At 46.8% G+C, this 17,726-nt stretch carries 10 protein-coding genes; 3 read left to right on the top strand and 7 right to left on the bottom strand.

Features of this window, described 5'->3' with window-relative positions; genetic code table 11:
- Window positions 1-82: 82 nt before the first annotated feature.
- Together J0L70_RS20970 and J0L70_RS20975 are read left to right on the top strand one after the other, a co-directional pair.
- Window positions 83-1,168 carry an aliphatic sulfonate ABC transporter substrate-binding protein gene (locus J0L70_RS20970; RefSeq protein WP_287455754.1) on the top strand — a complete coding sequence of 362 codons (1,086 nt, stop codon included), beginning with the start codon at window positions 83-85 and terminating at the stop codon, window positions 1,166-1,168.
- A 27-nt stretch (window positions 1,169-1,195) separates the two neighbouring features.
- Window positions 1,196-1,330: a hypothetical protein gene (locus tag J0L70_RS20975; protein ID WP_017290862.1), complete on the top strand. Its 135-nt coding sequence runs from the start codon at window positions 1,196-1,198 to the stop codon at window positions 1,328-1,330.
- Between the two features lie 200 nt (window positions 1,331-1,530).
- Here the strand turns inward: J0L70_RS20975 and J0L70_RS20980 are convergent, their stop codons facing one another.
- The 7 genes from J0L70_RS20980 to J0L70_RS21010 form a co-directional block, all read right to left on the bottom strand.
- Window positions 1,531-2,907 carry a glycosyltransferase family 4 protein gene (locus tag J0L70_RS20980; RefSeq protein ID WP_017290863.1) on the bottom strand — a complete coding sequence of 459 codons (1,377 nt, stop codon included), beginning with the start codon at window positions 2,905-2,907 and terminating at the stop codon, window positions 1,531-1,533.
- 145 nt (window positions 2,908-3,052) lie between these two features.
- Window positions 3,053-4,123 carry a glycosyltransferase family 4 protein gene (locus J0L70_RS20985; RefSeq protein ID WP_287455755.1) on the bottom strand — a complete coding sequence of 357 codons (1,071 nt, stop codon included), beginning with the start codon at window positions 4,121-4,123 and terminating at the stop codon, window positions 3,053-3,055.
- Between the two features lie 625 nt (window positions 4,124-4,748).
- Window positions 4,749-10,349 carry a hybrid sensor histidine kinase/response regulator gene (locus tag J0L70_RS20990; protein WP_287455756.1) on the bottom strand — a complete coding sequence of 1,867 codons (5,601 nt, stop codon included), beginning with the start codon at window positions 10,347-10,349 and terminating at the stop codon, window positions 4,749-4,751.
- A gap of 194 nt (window positions 10,350-10,543) precedes the next feature.
- Window positions 10,544-13,183, bottom strand: a complete 2,640-nt coding sequence (locus tag J0L70_RS20995) for a methyl-accepting chemotaxis protein (RefSeq protein ID WP_287455757.1) — start codon at window positions 13,181-13,183, stop codon at window positions 10,544-10,546.
- Window positions 13,184-13,438: 255 nt separating this feature from the next.
- Window positions 13,439-13,969 (bottom strand): chemotaxis protein CheW, encoded by a 531-nt coding sequence (locus J0L70_RS21000; protein ID WP_017290868.1) that lies wholly within the window; start codon window positions 13,967-13,969, stop codon window positions 13,439-13,441.
- Window positions 13,970-13,980: 11 nt separating this feature from the next.
- Window positions 13,981-14,346: a response regulator transcription factor gene (locus J0L70_RS21005; protein ID WP_017290869.1), complete on the bottom strand. Its 366-nt coding sequence runs from the start codon at window positions 14,344-14,346 to the stop codon at window positions 13,981-13,983.
- A 128-nt stretch (window positions 14,347-14,474) separates the two neighbouring features.
- Complete coding sequence (locus tag J0L70_RS21010) at window positions 14,475-15,707, bottom strand: response regulator (RefSeq protein WP_190648439.1); 1,233 nt, start codon at window positions 15,705-15,707, stop codon at window positions 14,475-14,477.
- A 144-nt stretch (window positions 15,708-15,851) separates the two neighbouring features.
- On the opposite strand from J0L70_RS21010, the gene hmpF reads away from it, so the two are divergent.
- Complete coding sequence (gene hmpF / locus J0L70_RS21015; protein ID WP_268179922.1) at window positions 15,852-17,633, top strand: pilus motility taxis protein HmpF; 1,782 nt, start codon at window positions 15,852-15,854, stop codon at window positions 17,631-17,633.
- Window positions 17,634-17,726 lie beyond the last annotated feature (93 nt).

A 17,726-nucleotide genomic window follows, 5' to 3' on the forward strand; every position in this document is an offset into this window, starting at 1 on the left:
AACTTGACGGATTTTCATCATTTGTCAAACAACAGTCTGACCACACCAAAGTTTACCGTTAGTTTTTGCATTGTAACCAGCTATGCTCAATCGAATTTTCATTGTTTTACGATCTGTTGTGGGTCGATCCTTTAGTCTTAGGGATAGCACGTTAGCTATCCCGGTTTGGCTGCGCTTTGCTTTACTGGGGTTTGGTTTGAGTATTGCGATCGCAGCTTGCTCTCCCACAACGCCGACTGCCTCGAACAGTCCAAACGCCTCTCCCGTTGCAGCAAAAGCACCGACAAGTAATGTAGTGCGCTTTGGAATTCAGAAGGCAACGATCTTGCTCAAAACAAAAGGCGATATTGATAAGCGCTTAGCTTCAGAAGGCGTGAAAGTAGAATGGACAGAATTTCCCGCAGGCCCGCCTATGCTTGAAGCACTTAATGCAGGTGCGATCGATATTGGTCCAGTCGGAGAATCACCCCCTATTTTTGCTCAAGCCGCAGGAGCCGCATTAACTTACGCAGCCGCGATTGCTCCGAATCCAAAAGGTAATGGTGTACTTGTCCTTAAAGATTCACCAATTCAGAGTGTTGCCGATCTCAAAGGTAAAAAAGTAGTGTTTGCTAAAGGATCAAGTGCAAATTTCTTGATTGTGCAACTACTAGAAAAGGCAGGATTAAAATTTAGCGATATCGAGCCTATCTACTTAACCCCAGCAGATGCTCGCGCAGCATTCGTCAAAGGAGATGCAGATGCCTGGGTAATTTGGGATCCTTTTTTCGCAGCAGCTGAAGTAGGAACAAATTCTCGCGTGCTCGCAGATGGGACAGATGTCAATAAGTTAGGCGGCTACTATATTGCATCACGTAAGTTTGCCGCCGAGCAACCTAAAATCTTGAAAGCAATTTTAGAGGAAGTTCGGAATCTAGAAAATTGGTCTGACAAGAATCGTGATGAAGTTGCAACTGTGCTCACTGATGCACTGAAGCTAGATGCAGAAGCTGTCAAGAAAGCAACACAGCGCAGAGTGTTTGGACTCACTGCAGTAACCAACGATATCATTGCTGAGCAACAGAGAGTTGCAGATACCTACTACCAACTCAAGCTGATTCCGAAACCAGTCAAAGTTCAAGACGCGATTCTGCCACCTGATCAAGTCGCTGCTTTTGCTTTGAATTAAGCCTATCAATTGAACTGAAGTTCAGTGATGTATCACCGCGATGTTCAACTTGAATGTTTCGGTGAGTTGAAATCAGATCTATTCAACGATAGTCACATTGGCGGTAGAACAGTCATCAGCCCTGCTCTGCGACAAGCGATCGCAGATGAGTTTCGATTGTAGTTGTCACGACAATTATCGATCGACTGGAATAGCAGGGCTGATGACTGTCGCGACATACCAAGTTGCTATATACCAAGTTGCTATTACCTGATTTGAACTATCAGACAATCTTCATTCCGCCGAATTCGATCTCATCCTCAATGTTTTACTCGGTAGAACTGAAGATTGCCAGATGCTCACTTTAATCGAGCTAAATACCTCTACGACACCTTCGTCAAATTCGTCAAACTCTTCGCTGGAATCGTATTGACTCTGGAATAAGCGACTTTGCGAGGAGCTAAAATCACTCCATCTCCCATAATCGACTCTGCCAACGACCGACGATATAAATCACTCAACTGTGCCGAAACCCCAGTCCAGCTAAAATTCTGCTGCACCCGTTCCGAAGCCCGTTTGCGTAATTTTCTCGCCCACAGTTCATCATCCAAAATCCGACCGATCGCTTCCGCAAATGCCGCCGTATCTTGAGGCGGAACGAGCAAGCCCGTCTCACCCGGAACCACCGTAAACTTCAACCCACCGACATCCGAAGCCACGACAGGAGTCCCGCACGCCATCGCCTCGATCGCGACCAATCCAAACGGCTCATAATGGCTCGGAATCGCACACACATCCGCCGCCGTGTAATAAAGCGGCAAGCGATCGTGACCCACACGTCCCGCAAAAATCACATTTTCAGCAATTCCTAAGTCAGCCACGAGTTGTTCAATTCGTTGGCGTTCGTCTCCATCCAGCTTATCTGCTGCGCTTCCTCCAACAATAACCAGCTTTAAATTCGACGGATCAGCCGAACTATGATGAATCAAGGCAAACGCTCTAACTAAGGTTTCAATTCCCTTCCTCGGATCAAATCGTCCGACATACAGCACCACTTCATCAGTCGGCTTTAATCCCAATTCCTTGCGAGCATCCAACTTCGGAATCACATGAAATCGCTTTAAGTCCGTCCCACAAGGAATGACTTCAATCCGCCCTGCATCAGACACGAGCGATCGCAGCATCATTTCTTCTTGCGGACTCGTCGCAACGATACACCGAGCCTGTTCTAAAATTTGTTTCTCAACTGCTAAGCGGGTTTCCGCGATCGTCGGGCGATTCGGAACCGACTGATATTTCACTGCACCTAACGAATGATAGGTGTGAATAAGCTCAACATTATGTGTTTTTTGAACTTCTAACCCCACCCAAGCCGACATCCAATAATTCGTATGAATCAACGGATAATTCTGCTTTGCCTGGTACTTGAGAAACGACTCGACAAATTCCGGCATGAACTCAAACAATTGATCCCGCGGCACAAACTCTTCTGCACCCGCTTTCAAGCGAATGGTTCGACAATGCGGATTATGCTGCACGATGGTCGCATCATCCGGATTTGCCTTGCGAGTAAACATATCCACCTGCCACCCCAAGCGAGACAGGGCCTCTCCCACCTGGCGAACATAGACGTTCTGACCACCCGCTTCTTCCCGACCAATCTCAGCCGCCGGATCACCATGTTCTGAAATTAAAGCGATCGATTGTCTTGGAGCCTTCTGGATCGAAGACTTTACATTTTTCTCAGGACTGATAACCATAAATTCCACCTCAACAAATTTAAACAGCACAAGCGAGGGGAGTGAGAAGGTAAGAAGTGAGGAGATGGGAAGAAACACTTTTCTCTAGCCCCCTACTTCCTCGTCCCTACCTTAAAACCCCTTCCCTTTCAGATTCGCAATTTTGCTACTTGAACTTGCTCAACACTTTGCCATTAACCTGAAACAGCCGCTCTCCTAGCAACTGGCGGTACACCGCTTCGTATCCATCCGTCATCCGCTGGACGCTGAAATTCTCAATCACATGCCGACGACACACCGCTCGATCGATCTCTGCTACCCGATCCAAAGCCGCAACACACTCATCCACTGTCTCACACAAAAATCCCGTCTTTCCATCTCGAATCACTTCTGGAGCCGAACCCAATCGCATTGCGATCACTGGAGTTCCAGCCGCCATCGACTCGACCATCACTAACCCAAACGGCTCTCTCCAAGTGATTGGGAAGAGCGTCGCCACGGCCTCACCCATGAGAATATTCTTCTGAACGTGATTCGCCTCACCCAGATATTGAATCTGCTCACCATCAATCTGCGGTAAAAGCACCTCTTCGTAAAACTCTTGATCGACGATATCAACCTTTCCAGCCATTTTTAATCGCATTCCGGTGCGCTTCGCAATCTCGATCGCATGATGCGGCCCCTTTTCGGGCGACAAGCGACCCAGAAACGCTAAATAAGGCGGATCATTCGGTTCAGCATAAAACTTGTAACTATCGACATCAATTCCGTTATAAACCGTTGCAACACAGTTCATATTCAGGCTAGGTTCGCGCTGAGCATCTGAGATACTCACATAAGGCTGCGATCGAGCATACGCATAAGCCTTTGACGTATCCGAAGTAAATGTGCCATGTAGCGTATGAACCGTTGGCGTTTTCACTAATTGTGCGTAGGGTAAAGCTGGGCAACCCATGTGAGAATGAATAATATCAAACTCATGTGCACGTTGATAAACGTTCCCCAGTTGCATTGTTTCGTAGATTTGGTATTCCTTCACCGTCGGATCATTCCGAATCGCACGAGGATGCACCGATTCTAACTGCGCCAAGGTGATCGAGTCCCCTGTGGCGAATAATGTGACTTCGTGACCTCGACGTACTAACTCATCCGTCAACAGGCTCACGACTAATTCAATGCCACCGTACGCTGGGGGAGGAACACGCTCCCACAACGGGGTAACTTGAGCAATCCGCATACAAAACCTCCTACAAGGTCAAACAATTTAGTCGCCTCACACCTTTAGCAGAGACTCTCTTTTCTTGCTTCCTAGGAGAGCTAAGTCAGATTTAATGTAAATTTCGCAATTTGCCAAGACGGGCATTTCGACTTGACAGCGTGAGAAATACCACCTCACTCACGAAAACACTACGTGAATACTACGAGATGCCCTCAGCATTTGTACTTACTGAAACTGGCATTTTTGCAGTTCTGGAATTGCCAGTTCCGTCTAATTCCTAGCCTATTCTTGATCTATCTCTATATGACGCTACAGAAGGCTTGTAGTCACTTCCACGATCGCTTGTTACTTCGGTGTTCGGACATTACGAAATCTTGCACTTTATCCATGCAATTCACGCTCGTTGAAAATGAGCATGTATGTCACTTTTCCTACCAAAAGTTAAAATATGTAAAGTTTTGTAGGGAAGTATCTACGCGAGGAAATCTACATGAAATCTATAGATTTAGGCTCAGATTTGTAGGTTATCGCAAAAAAGGCTCTACCGATCGATAGATTTCCGCTTTTTTTAAGAAAATTCTAAAACTTCATAAAAATAGCGGAACTTGCGGTTCCGCCTTGAAGATTTAGAAGCAAATTTGTCCTAACTGTTCCCAGAATGATTAGCAGAAATTAAAACTTCTCCTTTTAACATCCGCTGCGCCGCATCCAGCAGTGCTTCTTCCAGGTAAGGCTTTGTAAAATAGCCACTTGCGCCCAGAGATGCTGCCATTTGGCGATGTCGGTCTGCACCACGCGAGGTGAGCATTGCGATTGGCAAATTCGCCAAGTTCGGATCTTTTTGAATCCGAGACAGCAACTCTAATCCGTCCATTCGCGGCATTTCGATATCGCAGAATACAATATCGCACGGCAACCCTGATCTGAGTTTTTCCCACGCTTCCTGACCGTCGCGGGCTTGTTCCACCCGATATCCGACTTTATTAAATGTCATCGACAATAACTCACGTACCGTAATCGAGTCGTCGACAATCAGCACCATCGGCTCAGTCTTCGCAACTGTCTCAACAACAGGCTGACCCGCTCCCTGCTCCCACATGGAGCCAGCATCGCGACGAATTCGACCTACAGATAAGTCAATCAGTTCCAAGACATCCGCAATCGGCATAATCCGCCCATCCCCAAGCACAGTCGCACCCGCAACTCCAATTGGTTTGGGGACAGGACCTTCAAGCTGCTTGATTACAATTTCTTGCTCACCCAACACCTGATCGACTTGCAGTGCCAAATAATTTCCGGCACTTCTCAAAATGACGATCGAAACCATATCGTCTTCCTGATTTCCGCCGTATACATTACCACGGCTAAGATGACGGTTATATCCCAGCAAATCTTTCAAGGGTCTTACCGGCAGCAATGTATCACGCCAGCTGATACAGGGATTCCCTTCTGCGTCCGTTTGAAGCCGCTCTTTCGGGAGATCGAGCATATCTTCGACCCCATCCATTGGGAATGCAATCCGAGCGCGATCGCTAATACAACAAAGCGCTTTAGAAATACTCAACGTTAGCGGTAAGCGAATCGTAAAGGTCGTGCCTTTGCCTTGCCCCGAATCTGTACTAATCGCACCCCGAATCTCACTGAGACTGGTGCGCACCACGTCCATCCCAACACCGCGACCTGAGAAGTCATCCGCTTGATCTTTCGTACTAAATCCTGGATGGAAGAGCAGATCATAAATGTCCAAACGAGACGCATTCTTCGCTTCTGCGGGCGTGATCAAACCTTTCTCGATCGCTTTCGATCTGACCCGTTCCACATCTACCCCTGCTCCGTCATCAGACACAGAAATCACCGTCTGATTTCCTTGGTGGAATGCCCGAATCGTAATCCGGCCTGTCGGCGACTTTCCTGCTGCACGACGAACTTCAGGATCTTCGATACCGTGGGTGATTGCGTTGTTCACCAAATGAGTCATTGGGTCATATAAATGCTCCAGAATCATTTTGTCAATCAAGGTATCGCGCCCTTCAATTACAAGCTCAGCTTGCTTTCCACACTTCATCGCGATATCTCGAACCGCACGAGGCAACCGATCCGCCGTTTGAGCAAACGGAACCATTCGCGATCGTGTTAATCCTTCTTGTAACTGGGTCGTCACCTGCCGGAACATTCGAGTCACTTGATCTGCTTCATCGACAATAAACTCGATGTCAGAAGAAGACTCTCGAACTCTCACGATTAACTCAATCATCTCTTGCGAGAGCGAGTGAAATCCGGTGAAGCGATCCATTTCTAATGGGTCATACTCAACCCCTGTCGAATGTCCATTGCCGCCATTGCGTTCTGAACCACCAAAGGGAACGCGATGATTTTGACGACTTGCAAGCAGTGAACTCTCAAGCAGCGATCGCTCATACAAGTCCTGCATCCGTTGACCAACATCACTTAATTGCTGCACCTGGTACAACAAATTATCCAGCGATTGCCGCAAACGTTCTTGGTCTTGCTCCAAGCTGTTTCGATTAACAACGAGTTCCCCAACCAAATTGCTCAGGTTATCAAGATGCTTGATTGGAACCCGCATCGTTTGCTCACTAAAGCCTTTTGCAGCACGAGGAGAACGCCGCCCTGGAGTTACTGCTGCCCGATTCGCTGGAGAACCGCCCATCGTTTGGTCAGCTTCTTCAAGCATTTTCTCCAAGTCGCCGAATTCTGCATCATCTGCATGACTTGCAACAACGCTAGTTTGCGGAGAGGTCACTTCTGGTGCATCTGCGAGTAGAGATTCGAGATCATCAAAATTCTCTCCTGCTGCAGCTTCGTTCGATAAAGGCTCATCTAAGAGCGAGTCAAGATCATCAAGCTCATTCGATGTTTCACCTAACAACGCATCCAGCTCATCATCTGAGTCTAACAGACTATCAAGTTCATCTAATTCGTCTTGTGATGCTGGCGTTTCGGGCTGAGAGTTCATCGCAGCCATGCCAACCCCTAACCCCGTTGCGATCGCGGCGGTTCCAATTCCAACTCCCAACAGCGAATTTAAGTCAGCATCTGCATCGCTCTCTGTTTCGTTCAGCAATGCATCTAGATCATCAGGCTCAATTCCATCTCCAGACTCAAAATCGCCCAACTCCAGATTATCTGTCAGACTTGGCTGAATTTCCTCTGCTGCTTGACCCTGTACCTCTGCCCCGAATAAATCTAAACTGAGGTCGGCAAAATCATCTTGAGGCTCAGTCACTAAAGCTTCACTAAATCCCAAGTCAAAGTCTGAGATATTTTCTAACTCGACTGCCGGAGATTCATCAGCGAATGCCTCTAAATCTTCACTAAATCCCAAGTCAAAATCTGAAGTGCTTTCTAATTCGACTGCTGAAGATTCGTCAGCTAATTCAGAGAAGTCAGAACCAATCAGTGTATCCAAATCAAACAGATTTTCATCAGCAGATGCAGAAGGTTCTTCAGCACCAGTTTCAAATGAAAAGTCAAGTAAATCTGCAACTGCATCGTCTGCATCTGAAATGGAACCGTTGTGTAACTCTGATTCATACTCTTCTGATTCAGACTCTCGAGATAGATCATCTGTTGCAAAGTCAAGCAGTTCCACCTCATCTCTTGCCGCTACGCCGTTGAGATTTTCTAGCTCAGCATCGAAGTCAAGCAGAGCAGAAAGAGGATCTGCTGATGTTCCTGGGGCTTCATCGGCAAGTCCTAATTCTTCATCAAAATCTGGCTCTGTGCTTGAGAAATTTAACAAATCGGCAAGAGCATCCTCTGCATCGATCAACGATGAACTCTCAAGATTAAGTTCCGCTTCTAGCTCAGCCTCATCTGAAGAGAAATCCAAGAGATCTGCAAGTACATCGTTGGGTGCAGAAAAGTTGTTCGTTGCTTCAAAGAGACTATCTTCTTCAATGCCAAGCTGATCCAATCCATCAAGATTCAGATCGCCCTCATGCTCAAAACCTAACTCATCCAATTTAGAAGCAGCTGAACCGTTTTGGTTGAAGTCTGATTCACTGAGCAATTCACCCAACTGTAAATCTTCAGACAGAGATGACTGTGATTCGAGTGCCAAATCCTTGATCGAGTCTCCCTCTGCTGATCCTTCAGAAAAGAGAGAATTAAGAACAGCGTCTTCCGAAGCATCTAGTCCCAATTCTAAATCTTCTAATCCCGCGTCTTCAAAGCCATCAAGCCCGAAATCTGAGTCATCAAGAAGCTGTGAAGCAGCGGCTTGACCATTGAGAGTTTCTGAGTCATCTAGTCCCAAATTCAGATCTTCAAGTTCTAAATCTTCAAGCCCACCTAGTTCCAACTCGTTCTCATCGAAAAGCTGCTCTGCATCAGCTTGACCATTGAGAATTTCTGTTTCAACCAGAAAATCGTCGGAATTTATCTCTAGATCCAAACTATCCCACGTATTAGGTGATAGCACTGCTGCTGAACCTACTTCCAGAGATTCAGCAGGTGTATTCGTTGAGACATCTTCTTCAGCAGGTTCAATCTCAAATTCGTTAAGATTCAGTCCATCAGACGGATTTTCTTCAAAGATATTTTCTAAATCAGCAGAATCGAATGTAAGCGCTTCTTCTACAGCAGATTCGCCTGAAGCAGCCAATCCTAAATCATTATCGTCTAGTCCTGCAAATAGCTCACCTAGGTTGTCTAAAGAGCCTTCAGCTTCTTCAAACCCACTCACAGGTAAATTACTCTCTGCTACTAAATCCAAGCCGTCTAGCTCATCCAAACCTAGATTATCGATGGCTTGATCTTCGATCGGCGTAGGAGGCACTCCAAATTCAGTAATATCGTCAGAAAAATCAGGCAATTCGAACTCATCAGCCGCCTCAGATGATAGAGCACTTCCTAAATCTGACGCTTCTCCACTCAACAGTTCTGCTAAATCATCTGAACCGAACTCTTCAGATGCTTCAGAGAACATACTGCCAAAACTATGACTTTCCGAATGATTCGCCTCAAAAGAAGTTACTTCTAGATCAATGACTTCTTCCTGCTGCCAAGTTGCTCCCAGATCCGGCGTTTCACCTTCAAATAGGTCAGCAAGACTATTGAGTTCGTCCATTCCCATATCAGCGCCATTGCCATCGAAAGAAAGAACTTCTTCAGATGGGAGATCATCTAACGCTGATAAATCCAATATGCCATCTAACTTCAGATCATCCGAGGCACTTACACTATCAGATACTGCTAGATCGAACATTTCATCCAGATTCGATGCGCTCAAGTCATCTGTTTCCGCATCTGATGCAGCAAACATATCATCCAAGCTCAGATCATCCGCAGCATCCGTAGAGGTTGTTGCAAAATCTAAGCCAGAGAAGTCTAGCTCTTCTGAACTCTCTGTGTTGGCGATCGCAAAGAAGTCTGCCAATTCTAGATCTGTTTCAGCCGTTTCAGCCGGAGCCGGAGCCATTGCCTGTAAAGCATGGCTCGGTGCAATCTCTTTTTCTCGTCCTGCTAACACCAGCCCCTGTGCCAACTTGATCTCAGTAATCACAAGTGGTGCCAGGTCTCGGTATGCATTCTGAGAATTACCGATCGCTTGACTGGCTGTTTCAATCAGCTGACTCCAGCTCGCCAATCCAAATGCTTCTCCAAGTCCTTTCAAGCCCGCACAAATTTCCTGTAAGCGAACTCGTGCATCCAGATTTGTCTCTGCTTGCCGGAAGATTTGCAGCATTTCCCGCAATTGCGCTGGAACATCGTTTTGGAAAATCAACAGTAGAGCATTATCTTGCAAAACACTCTCAGCTTGAATCACCGTTCCCTTACTCGAACCTGCCGATGCCTTGCGTTCTAATTGCGCTAGATGTGATTCAACTTCCGAAAAGACAGGTTCCAACGTGACCAGCGCTGCTTGTGCCTCATCCTCATCCAACCCAGTCGGCATTTGCAGTTGTTCTAAATGCTCTTTTAGCGTATCAAACACCTTTAACAAGAGCGTCTCTAGCTTTTGATCAGACTGAATTGTGGGCGTTTCCTTTAAGGTTTTGAAGTAATCCTCCAACCGATGGGCGGTCTTCTGAATGCTGTTCAAGCCCAACATCGCCGCACCACCTTTCACCGAGTGTGCCGCTCGGAAGACCTCATTTACCATTTCTGGGTCTGTCATGGTGTCTTGCAGATTCAGCAAACCCTGCTCGATCGTATTGAGATGGTCTTTTGCCTCCTCAATAAAGTAGCCCATGATTCGCTGCTGTTGTTCCGGCTGCATCACACTGTCCTTTCTGTAGATGAGTAATCTCCGTTGAGACTGGTTGAGCCTCTGGGATGAAAATGACCAATGAGAATGAAAAAGTCATCTCAGTTGGGGTGGCGTTCCACCAAGGTGAGAACACTCCGTACAATTGGCTTTACTGTACTGGAAGTTATTCGATCTGGCACAAAAATGATTGAGCAGAATCGTTTTTACTTCCGATCAACAGTTTCTACCCGGAATCGTTCTACCGACGTTAGCAAGTCACGCGCAACCCCTACTAGGTTTTGCAGTGACCCTGACACGCGTTGAGCTTCTTGCGAAGTCTCTTGTGCAGTCAATTCCACGGATTGCATCACTTGAGCGACGTTCCGTGAAGTTTCGGTCTGCTCAACCGTATCGGCGGTAATTGATCTCACAAGTGTGTCAATGACGCTCGATACTTGAATAATGTCTTCGAGTGAGCGCTTCGCTTGTTCAGCGAGCCGGGTTCCCTCGATAACTTGTTGAGTTCCTTCTTCCATCGCGGTCATTACTGATCCAGTTTCACCTTGAATCTGTAATACGATTTGTTCAATCTCTTTCGACGCTTTTGCGGCTCGGTCTGCTAACTGTCGAACTTCATCTGCAACGATTGCAAATCCTCGTCCTGCTTCTCCTGCTCTTGCTGCCTCAATACTGGCGTTCAATGCAAGAAGATTGGTTCGAGACGCAATCTGCGAAATTAAGGCAACAATCTTAGAAATCTCTTGCGAAGATTCCGCGAGTCGTTTAACTTTACGCGTCGTTTCTGCCACTGTTTCTCGAATTTCGAGAATACCAGCCACAGTACGTTCTACCGCTTCACCGCCCTTCAAGGCAGTCGAAGACGCAGTTCTTGCGACTTCTTCGGCTTCACGAGCGCTCTCTGCTACACGCTGAATTGAGTTGGTCATCACCTGTACAGAGTTCAGGGTTACCGCGAGTTCTTCAGCTTGACGCAATGCGTCAGAAGACAAACTGCGAGCGAACATCTCATTTTCCGTGGAACCCTTACTGACCTGACGTGCAGCTTGTTTTACCTGTTGAACGATTTCACGCAGGTTCTGAATGGTTAAGTTGAATGAGTCAGCAACCGCTCCAAGGACGTCAGCAGTAACCTCTGCTTGTACCGTCAAATCACCGCGAGCCGCACCTTCTACATCATCGAGTAAGCGAATCACCTGGCGCTGTAAATCTTCTTTCGCTTGCTCTTGTTCTTCTGCCTTACGTTGCGCCTCGCTGGTCGTAGTCAGAATCACACGAGTCATTTGGTTAAAGTTGGTCGAGAGTTGACCAAGCTCATCTTCTGCAAAAACAGTAGCCCGTGCTTGAAGATTGCCCTGACAGACCGAATCAAATTGGGCTTTGAGGTCATCGGTCGATCGCTTCATATGCCGAGCAGTCATTTGACCGACCGCAAATGCTGCACCACCACCGCAAACACCACTCGCCAGAGCCATCACAATCCCAGTTGTGCGCAGCTGAGAAACAACAGCTCCATTATTGTTTTGAGCCGCCTGATTGGAAGCGACAAAGCTAACCACTGCAACCGCTACTGCTGAGACAATCCCAGCAGCTCCAGCAGCAATCAACTGCTTAGTTGCGAATGAAGCATTCTCAAGTGGAGCTAACCAACCTTGTTCAACAGTCGGAGTCGGTTCTGAACTTGGAACATCTAATTGAGTCGTAAAACTTGGGACCTGTTCAGTTGTGCTGGACATGCTGAAAAGTTCATCATCCTGGAAGGCTGAACCATCTCTATTAGAAGGTGCAAAATCCGAACCTTGCCCAAAATCAACTTCAGCGCTGTCCGAAGCAGCGGACATATTTGAATTGAATCCAAACGCACTTCCAATCGAAGGACTGGTAAATCCGGCTGAATCCTCAGATAGATCAAAATCTGAAAGATTTCCCAGATCATCAAAGTCTTCAAAATCGTCTAGGAAATCAACATTGCTTTGATTGCCTGGCGTTGAGACCGGATGATTTCGACTGCCGTTTTGCGGCTCATCGTAGATCGGCGCAAATTTGTTCTGCTCAGTTGGCATCTCGAATGCAGCTGCAGCTTGCTCATCATAGAAGCCCGGAGCCGCCATAAACAAAGTTTCTTCACTGGTATCCCGACTTGTAACGCGACTGATTGGAACAGCCATGTCTCCCTGGGACATGCCTGGATCAGTTGAAACTGTAGACATGCTGCCGTGCGAAGGCTCATCATCTGAGGCAAAGACTTGATCAAAATCATCCAGTGCATTCGAGAAGTCTTGGCCCACTACGGATTCGTCCTGCATTGAGAACGGCGCATCCGATGAAGCTGAAACTGCAAACGGATCATCTAACCCGATCGAAGCTCCAACTTTTGAACCATCACCGTTGTGCTGTGCGCCAAAGGGATTTCCAAAAGACGACGATTCTTCTGTAGTTGCTTTGAAATCGTCATCGAATGCGAAGTCATCCAGTGAATTTGCAGATTCTTGTGATAGATAAGCAGATTCGTCAAATCCTGAATAATCTGTTTCTAGACTGGTATCTGCAAAGCTATCGGCAGAGCTATCTGAAAATTGACCCGCATAAGCCAGACCACTATTCGCGTAATCAACAAATTCTGGATCAGAGGTGAGATCGAGAACAGACTGGTATTGCTCTTGCGCCACATCATACTTTTGTAAGCCATAGCAGTAGATGTGACCCCGTAAGAGTCGAGCACTAGGATCTTGAGGATAATTATCAACTAAGCGATCGACGATGCCAGCCGCTTCTTCATACTTGCCCTGCATATAGGCGCGCTCTGCCTGCTGATATTCTTGAGCGAATTCATTTCCTCGTGCCATATGCCTCCTCCTGCAAGTACGTGCTGCTCTGAAAACGGGATTTGAAAATAGGAGCAGTTAGGGTAAAGTGAGAATAATACATGTTGCGACCTAGTATGGCGAAATGTACCGAAAAAAATTTCAAGTTTTCGCCTCCCCCCTCAGCAAATAAATCTTTACCGTTCAGGGAACTTTCCTTTGCAAAATAGTTCCCCTGTTCCTTTACAGAATCTACAAATTGATCTGAATAATGTGAAGAATCAATTAGGCATTGTTTCATGCTGCCCACCTCGCTGATCGCAAAATCGCCACCTGATCGAGCAGGCGCAAACATTGGCTCCCATCTTGACCGAGTACCCACTCTCCGCGCAAGAAGGGTGCAACACTATCGGGAGCCGCCGTCGTCGCTTGGACATTCTCGATATCGAGCCATTCCATTCCTAGAATCCGATCAACCGCTAGCCCTAACATAATGTCTTGATCTTCAATCGCAATCACCGAAATCTCTGGGCGATCGGTGTTGAGGGAAGCCGCATCGCCCAAGAATTGACCCAAATCTGCCACCCAAACGACACGCCCTCGAACATTGAGTGTGCCAAGCAGAAGCGGCGAAACGTTCGGAACAGGCGTAATCCGGTCTGGGGATGGAGAAAGGACTTCTCGAATTCCAGTGGCAGGTAACGCAAACTCAGCTCCAGAGGGTGTGTAAAATCGCAAATGCAACTCACCTTCGGGGCTTTCTAACTCCTGAAATTCGGGCGCTTGATCCTGCCCTCTTCCTGTTAAGAAATCTGGACTTCCCACCATTACGACTGTTCCTAACCGCGCAACAATTGTTTGACTGTACCGACGAGTTCAGTGGGCTGAAAGGGCTTAGCAATATAGGCATCTGCCCCCTGCTTCATGCCCCAATAGCGATCGAACTCTTCTCCTTTGGACGAACACATCACGACTGGCACTTTCTGAGTTTTGGGATCGGCTTTGAGCCGACGGCAAACCTCATAGCCATTCATTCGAGGCATGACAATATCCAAAACCACAAGATCAGGACAATGCCCTTGAATGTGTTCCAAGGCTTCAACGCCATCGGTCGCGATCGTCACCTCAATGCCACTTCCCTTGAGCAGATCAGTGATCATCTCTCTTTGGGTGACACTATCTTCCACGACTAAAACTGTACTCATAACCCCCTACCTGTGAGCTTGGCTAAACCGATGACGGGAGAAACTCGCCCCTGTTGACCTTGAATCATTACTAACAAAGTACCCGCAAATACTGAATTAATCTGATACCATTCAAAAATCAAGTATTTTTACGAGGCATTTAAATTTAATTCCGCCTCTAACGCATCTAAAACTTGCTGTGTGGTTGTCAGGATTTCAGGATGTCCAACCCCAACATATTTTTCTAATAACATCAAAATCTCATGCTCTCCAAAAGGTTTCGTTAAATAGTCTGTAGCTCCAACCATGCGTGCTCGGACACGATCGATGAATCCATCTTTCCCAGTCAGCATCAAAATTGGAGTCTGCCGAAATGCTGTGGATTGTCGCAACATGGCACAAAGTTCGTAGCCATCGAGTTCTGGCATCGCAATATCGCAGAGGATCAAATCCGGTTTAATTTGAAAGACAAGACTCAGTGCAGTCAGTGGATTCTCGATCGTACTGACATCGTACCCATTGCGATCCAGCATTAATTCTACTGCCTTGCACACAGTTGAACTGTCATCAATACAAAGGACTTTTGGAGCCTTAGCATTGAGTCCCAATTCTAAAGGAGTGCGAGAAGTAGAATGCACCGAAGGATGAACGGCGTTGAGTTGTAGCCAACCGCGCTGAACATACGGATAGATTGCCCTCGCGACAGCAGAAATATCACGGTTTAAATAACGCGCGATCTGCCGAATTGAGGTTTGTCCATCGGTATAGCGATCGAGCAGTTGATAAGTGGCTTTCGGTAAAGCTGCGGATAACTGCTCTCGATCAACAATGATGGGACATTGGTCGGGAGTATGTAAATACGGATGAAGCTGTTTCCACTCTTGGACTTGCTTCAACGCATTTCTCGCCAAGGGTGCAATTTCCATCGTCAATAGCTGCGGAGTCAGGGCGTTTCCTAGCTCAAAAATAAAAGAGCCTTGATGTAAACTCAGCAGATCAAATAATGTCTCACGCACCATGCCTTGAATAATGCTGCGTCCTTGAGCGGGTGTCACGAGATGATTTTCGAGTAACGCCCACAAGCAGCCGTATTCTGGCGTATTGAAAGTCGCGATCGACGAAGCAGGAATTTGGTCGATCGTAGTTTCAGCCCGATACCGATGCAAGTAATCTCTTAAGCGAGACAGATCTGATTCGGTTTCCCCTGCATAGACAATTTGACCATTCAGGAAAAAGACAAACCAAGAGGGGTGATTGCGCGATCGACGATGCACGACACCAGAAGGTGAGTACGCTTCAACGAACAATTCTCCTGTGCGCTGACCCAGTTCGATCAGTTGCAGGATACTCCTAATGTCAATTTCGCTGAGTTGACCTTGCATAGAGTTGTGCTATAGAGACAATTCGGCATTCACGGAGACCCCAGAATGAGAGCTACGTGAATTGTCCACACATTGTATCTATTAATGCTCAGGTGAACCGGATTTTTCGCAAGGTGAGATTTCGTAGCATGATAGTTTTTTTCAGTGAGTTGGGTAGAACGCAAACAATTCGGGCACATTAAGCGAAGCATTGGGCATCGAATAGGAGAGCTTTTAGTTGTGCTGTATCTAGCAGAAGTGATTCAGAAGAAAGGCGGAATCATGGGCGGTGGCAAGTCTGAACTGAAGTTACTGGCTTGTCAGCGAGGTGAACAGAATTGGAGCACGATTACCGCAGAAGAAGTGATTCCCTCAGAAGAAGCGAATAAATTTAGTCCTGGGTCACTTTTACTGGTTGATTTAACGGGCAACAAGCAGGTACAGCGCGTTCAGGAAGCAGGTCGCCCGATTGCGAACATTTTGCAGACTTTTTCGCGACTGCAAGAAAAAATTCGCACGAAAGAAGAGGAAATTGAGCAATGGAATGAGTCGCTGACTTATCAAAGTCAGGAGTTAACTCGCCGCGAAATGGAAATGGAAGCTCGGCAAGAAGAGTTGCAGCAGTTGGAAATTGAATGCCAACAAATGGAGCAACAACGCCAAGAGTTTCAAGCTGTTCGCGAAGAGGTGATGCGTCAGCAAGAAGAGCTAGAACGCAATCGTCAAGAAATGGCTGGCGCTTGGGAGCAGTTGCAAGGGCAAAGACAACAGCTAGAAGAACGCAAAGAGGAATTACTCGGTGCTTGTGTGTTAGATGAGGCGAAGGCGCAAGAACTGTGTCACATGCTTGATCGCTTCACTGAATCAGCAACTCTTCCCGAAACGGTTCGGCAGTGCAATGAACTCGTAGACTATCAGCAAAATCTGCTCAGCCATCATTGGCAAATACTAGAAGAACAACGGCAGTTAACCGAGCAAATGCGCCAAGAAGTCGGTCAGAAAGCAGATTACGTTGCTGAGCAGTGGCATATTTGGAACCAAGCACAAGAGTCGCTCGAAAATGCCAAAATTGAGATCAAGTCGCAGCAGTCGGTCTTAAAGAGCCAGCAAGAAATTGCACAATCGCTGACTGCACAGATTCAATATCATTCTGAGTTACATCAACATCTGCAAACCGCGATCGCAGGTGGAGGTGGAGAGGTACAGGTTGATATTCAAGAACTGGAGAATTTGCCGATCGAGGAACTTAAATCAATTGTCCAGAGCTTACAGGGCGAGTTTGACCAGTCTTCTCAATTTGTACATGGGCAAGAAGAAGAACTTCGCTTGAAAGAGAAAGAGATTCAAGAACTTAAAAATAGAATTGCTCAGGCGAGTGAGTTCGATCGCATGAGTCTCGAAAACGAATTGACGGATGAGCAGGATGCTTACGAATTTCTCAATCAGACCTTGGTTGGTCAGCGCCGGAGTTTGAGAGAGAAAGAATTGCAACTTCGTCAGCATAAATCCGTTCTGATTCGTCGAGGTGGGGCGGAGTCGGATCAAGACAGCGAATTGGATTTGTCAGTCGTATTTGCTCAGATTGAAACTCAACGTCAAAAGCAGTCGGAAGAGTTGCAACAAGTTGAGGCAAGAATTCGAGAGATTGAATCTGCGATTCAACAGGCTCAGGATTACGTGAATTCACAATCGGGTGAGCAAGAAGCAAAGCGGAATGAGTTGAAGCAACTTGAGGAAGCATTGCAATCTCAGCGAGTTTCAGCAGCAGAACTGGCAGGACGAGTTGCCCTGTATCAAGAAATGCTGCAACCGATTCAGGATTCGATTACAACAATGCGTCAACATCTGGAAGTGATTGCACAGTCAGGTGGACAGCACTCTGCGATCGAAGACATGAAGCGGGCGATTACAGAATTGACTCGAAAGCCGGAATTTGCGATGGCTTAATCGATGTTTCTTGCTTCGATTGGAGGGAGTTAAATCTCCCTCGATTCCAAAACTTAGAGGACTTTAAAGAGTGGTGAGAATTTCGTCACTCTG

The sequence above is a fragment of the Leptolyngbya sp. UWPOB_LEPTO1 genome (assembly GCF_017302695.1).
GTDB lineage: Bacteria > Cyanobacteriota > Cyanobacteriia > Leptolyngbyales > Leptolyngbyaceae > Leptolyngbya > Leptolyngbya boryana.

Bases quoted from the DNA above. Each gene is read 5' to 3' on its own strand.
- J0L70_RS20970 (WP_287455754.1), top strand. From the start codon at position 83: ATGCTCAATCGAATTTTCATTGTTTTACGATCTGTTGTGGGTCGATCC.
- J0L70_RS20975 (WP_017290862.1), top strand. From the start codon at position 1,196: ATGTATCACCGCGATGTTCAACTTGAATGTTTCGGTGAGTTGAAATCA.
- J0L70_RS20980 (WP_017290863.1), bottom strand. From the start codon at position 2,907: ATGGTTATCAGTCCTGAGAAAAATGTAAAGTCTTCGATCCAGAAGGCT.
- J0L70_RS20985 (WP_287455755.1), bottom strand. From the start codon at position 4,123: ATGCGGATTGCTCAAGTTACCCCGTTGTGGGAGCGTGTTCCTCCCCCA.
- J0L70_RS20990 (WP_287455756.1), bottom strand. From the start codon at position 10,349: ATGCAGCCGGAACAACAGCAGCGAATCATGGGCTACTTTATTGAGGAG.
- J0L70_RS20995 (WP_287455757.1), bottom strand. From the start codon at position 13,183: ATGGCACGAGGAAATGAATTCGCTCAAGAATATCAGCAGGCAGAGCGC.
- J0L70_RS21000 (WP_017290868.1), bottom strand. From the start codon at position 13,969: ATGGTGGGAAGTCCAGATTTCTTAACAGGAAGAGGGCAGGATCAAGCG.
- J0L70_RS21005 (WP_017290869.1), bottom strand. From the start codon at position 14,346: ATGAGTACAGTTTTAGTCGTGGAAGATAGTGTCACCCAAAGAGAGATG.
- J0L70_RS21010 (WP_190648439.1), bottom strand. From the start codon at position 15,707: ATGCAAGGTCAACTCAGCGAAATTGACATTAGGAGTATCCTGCAACTG.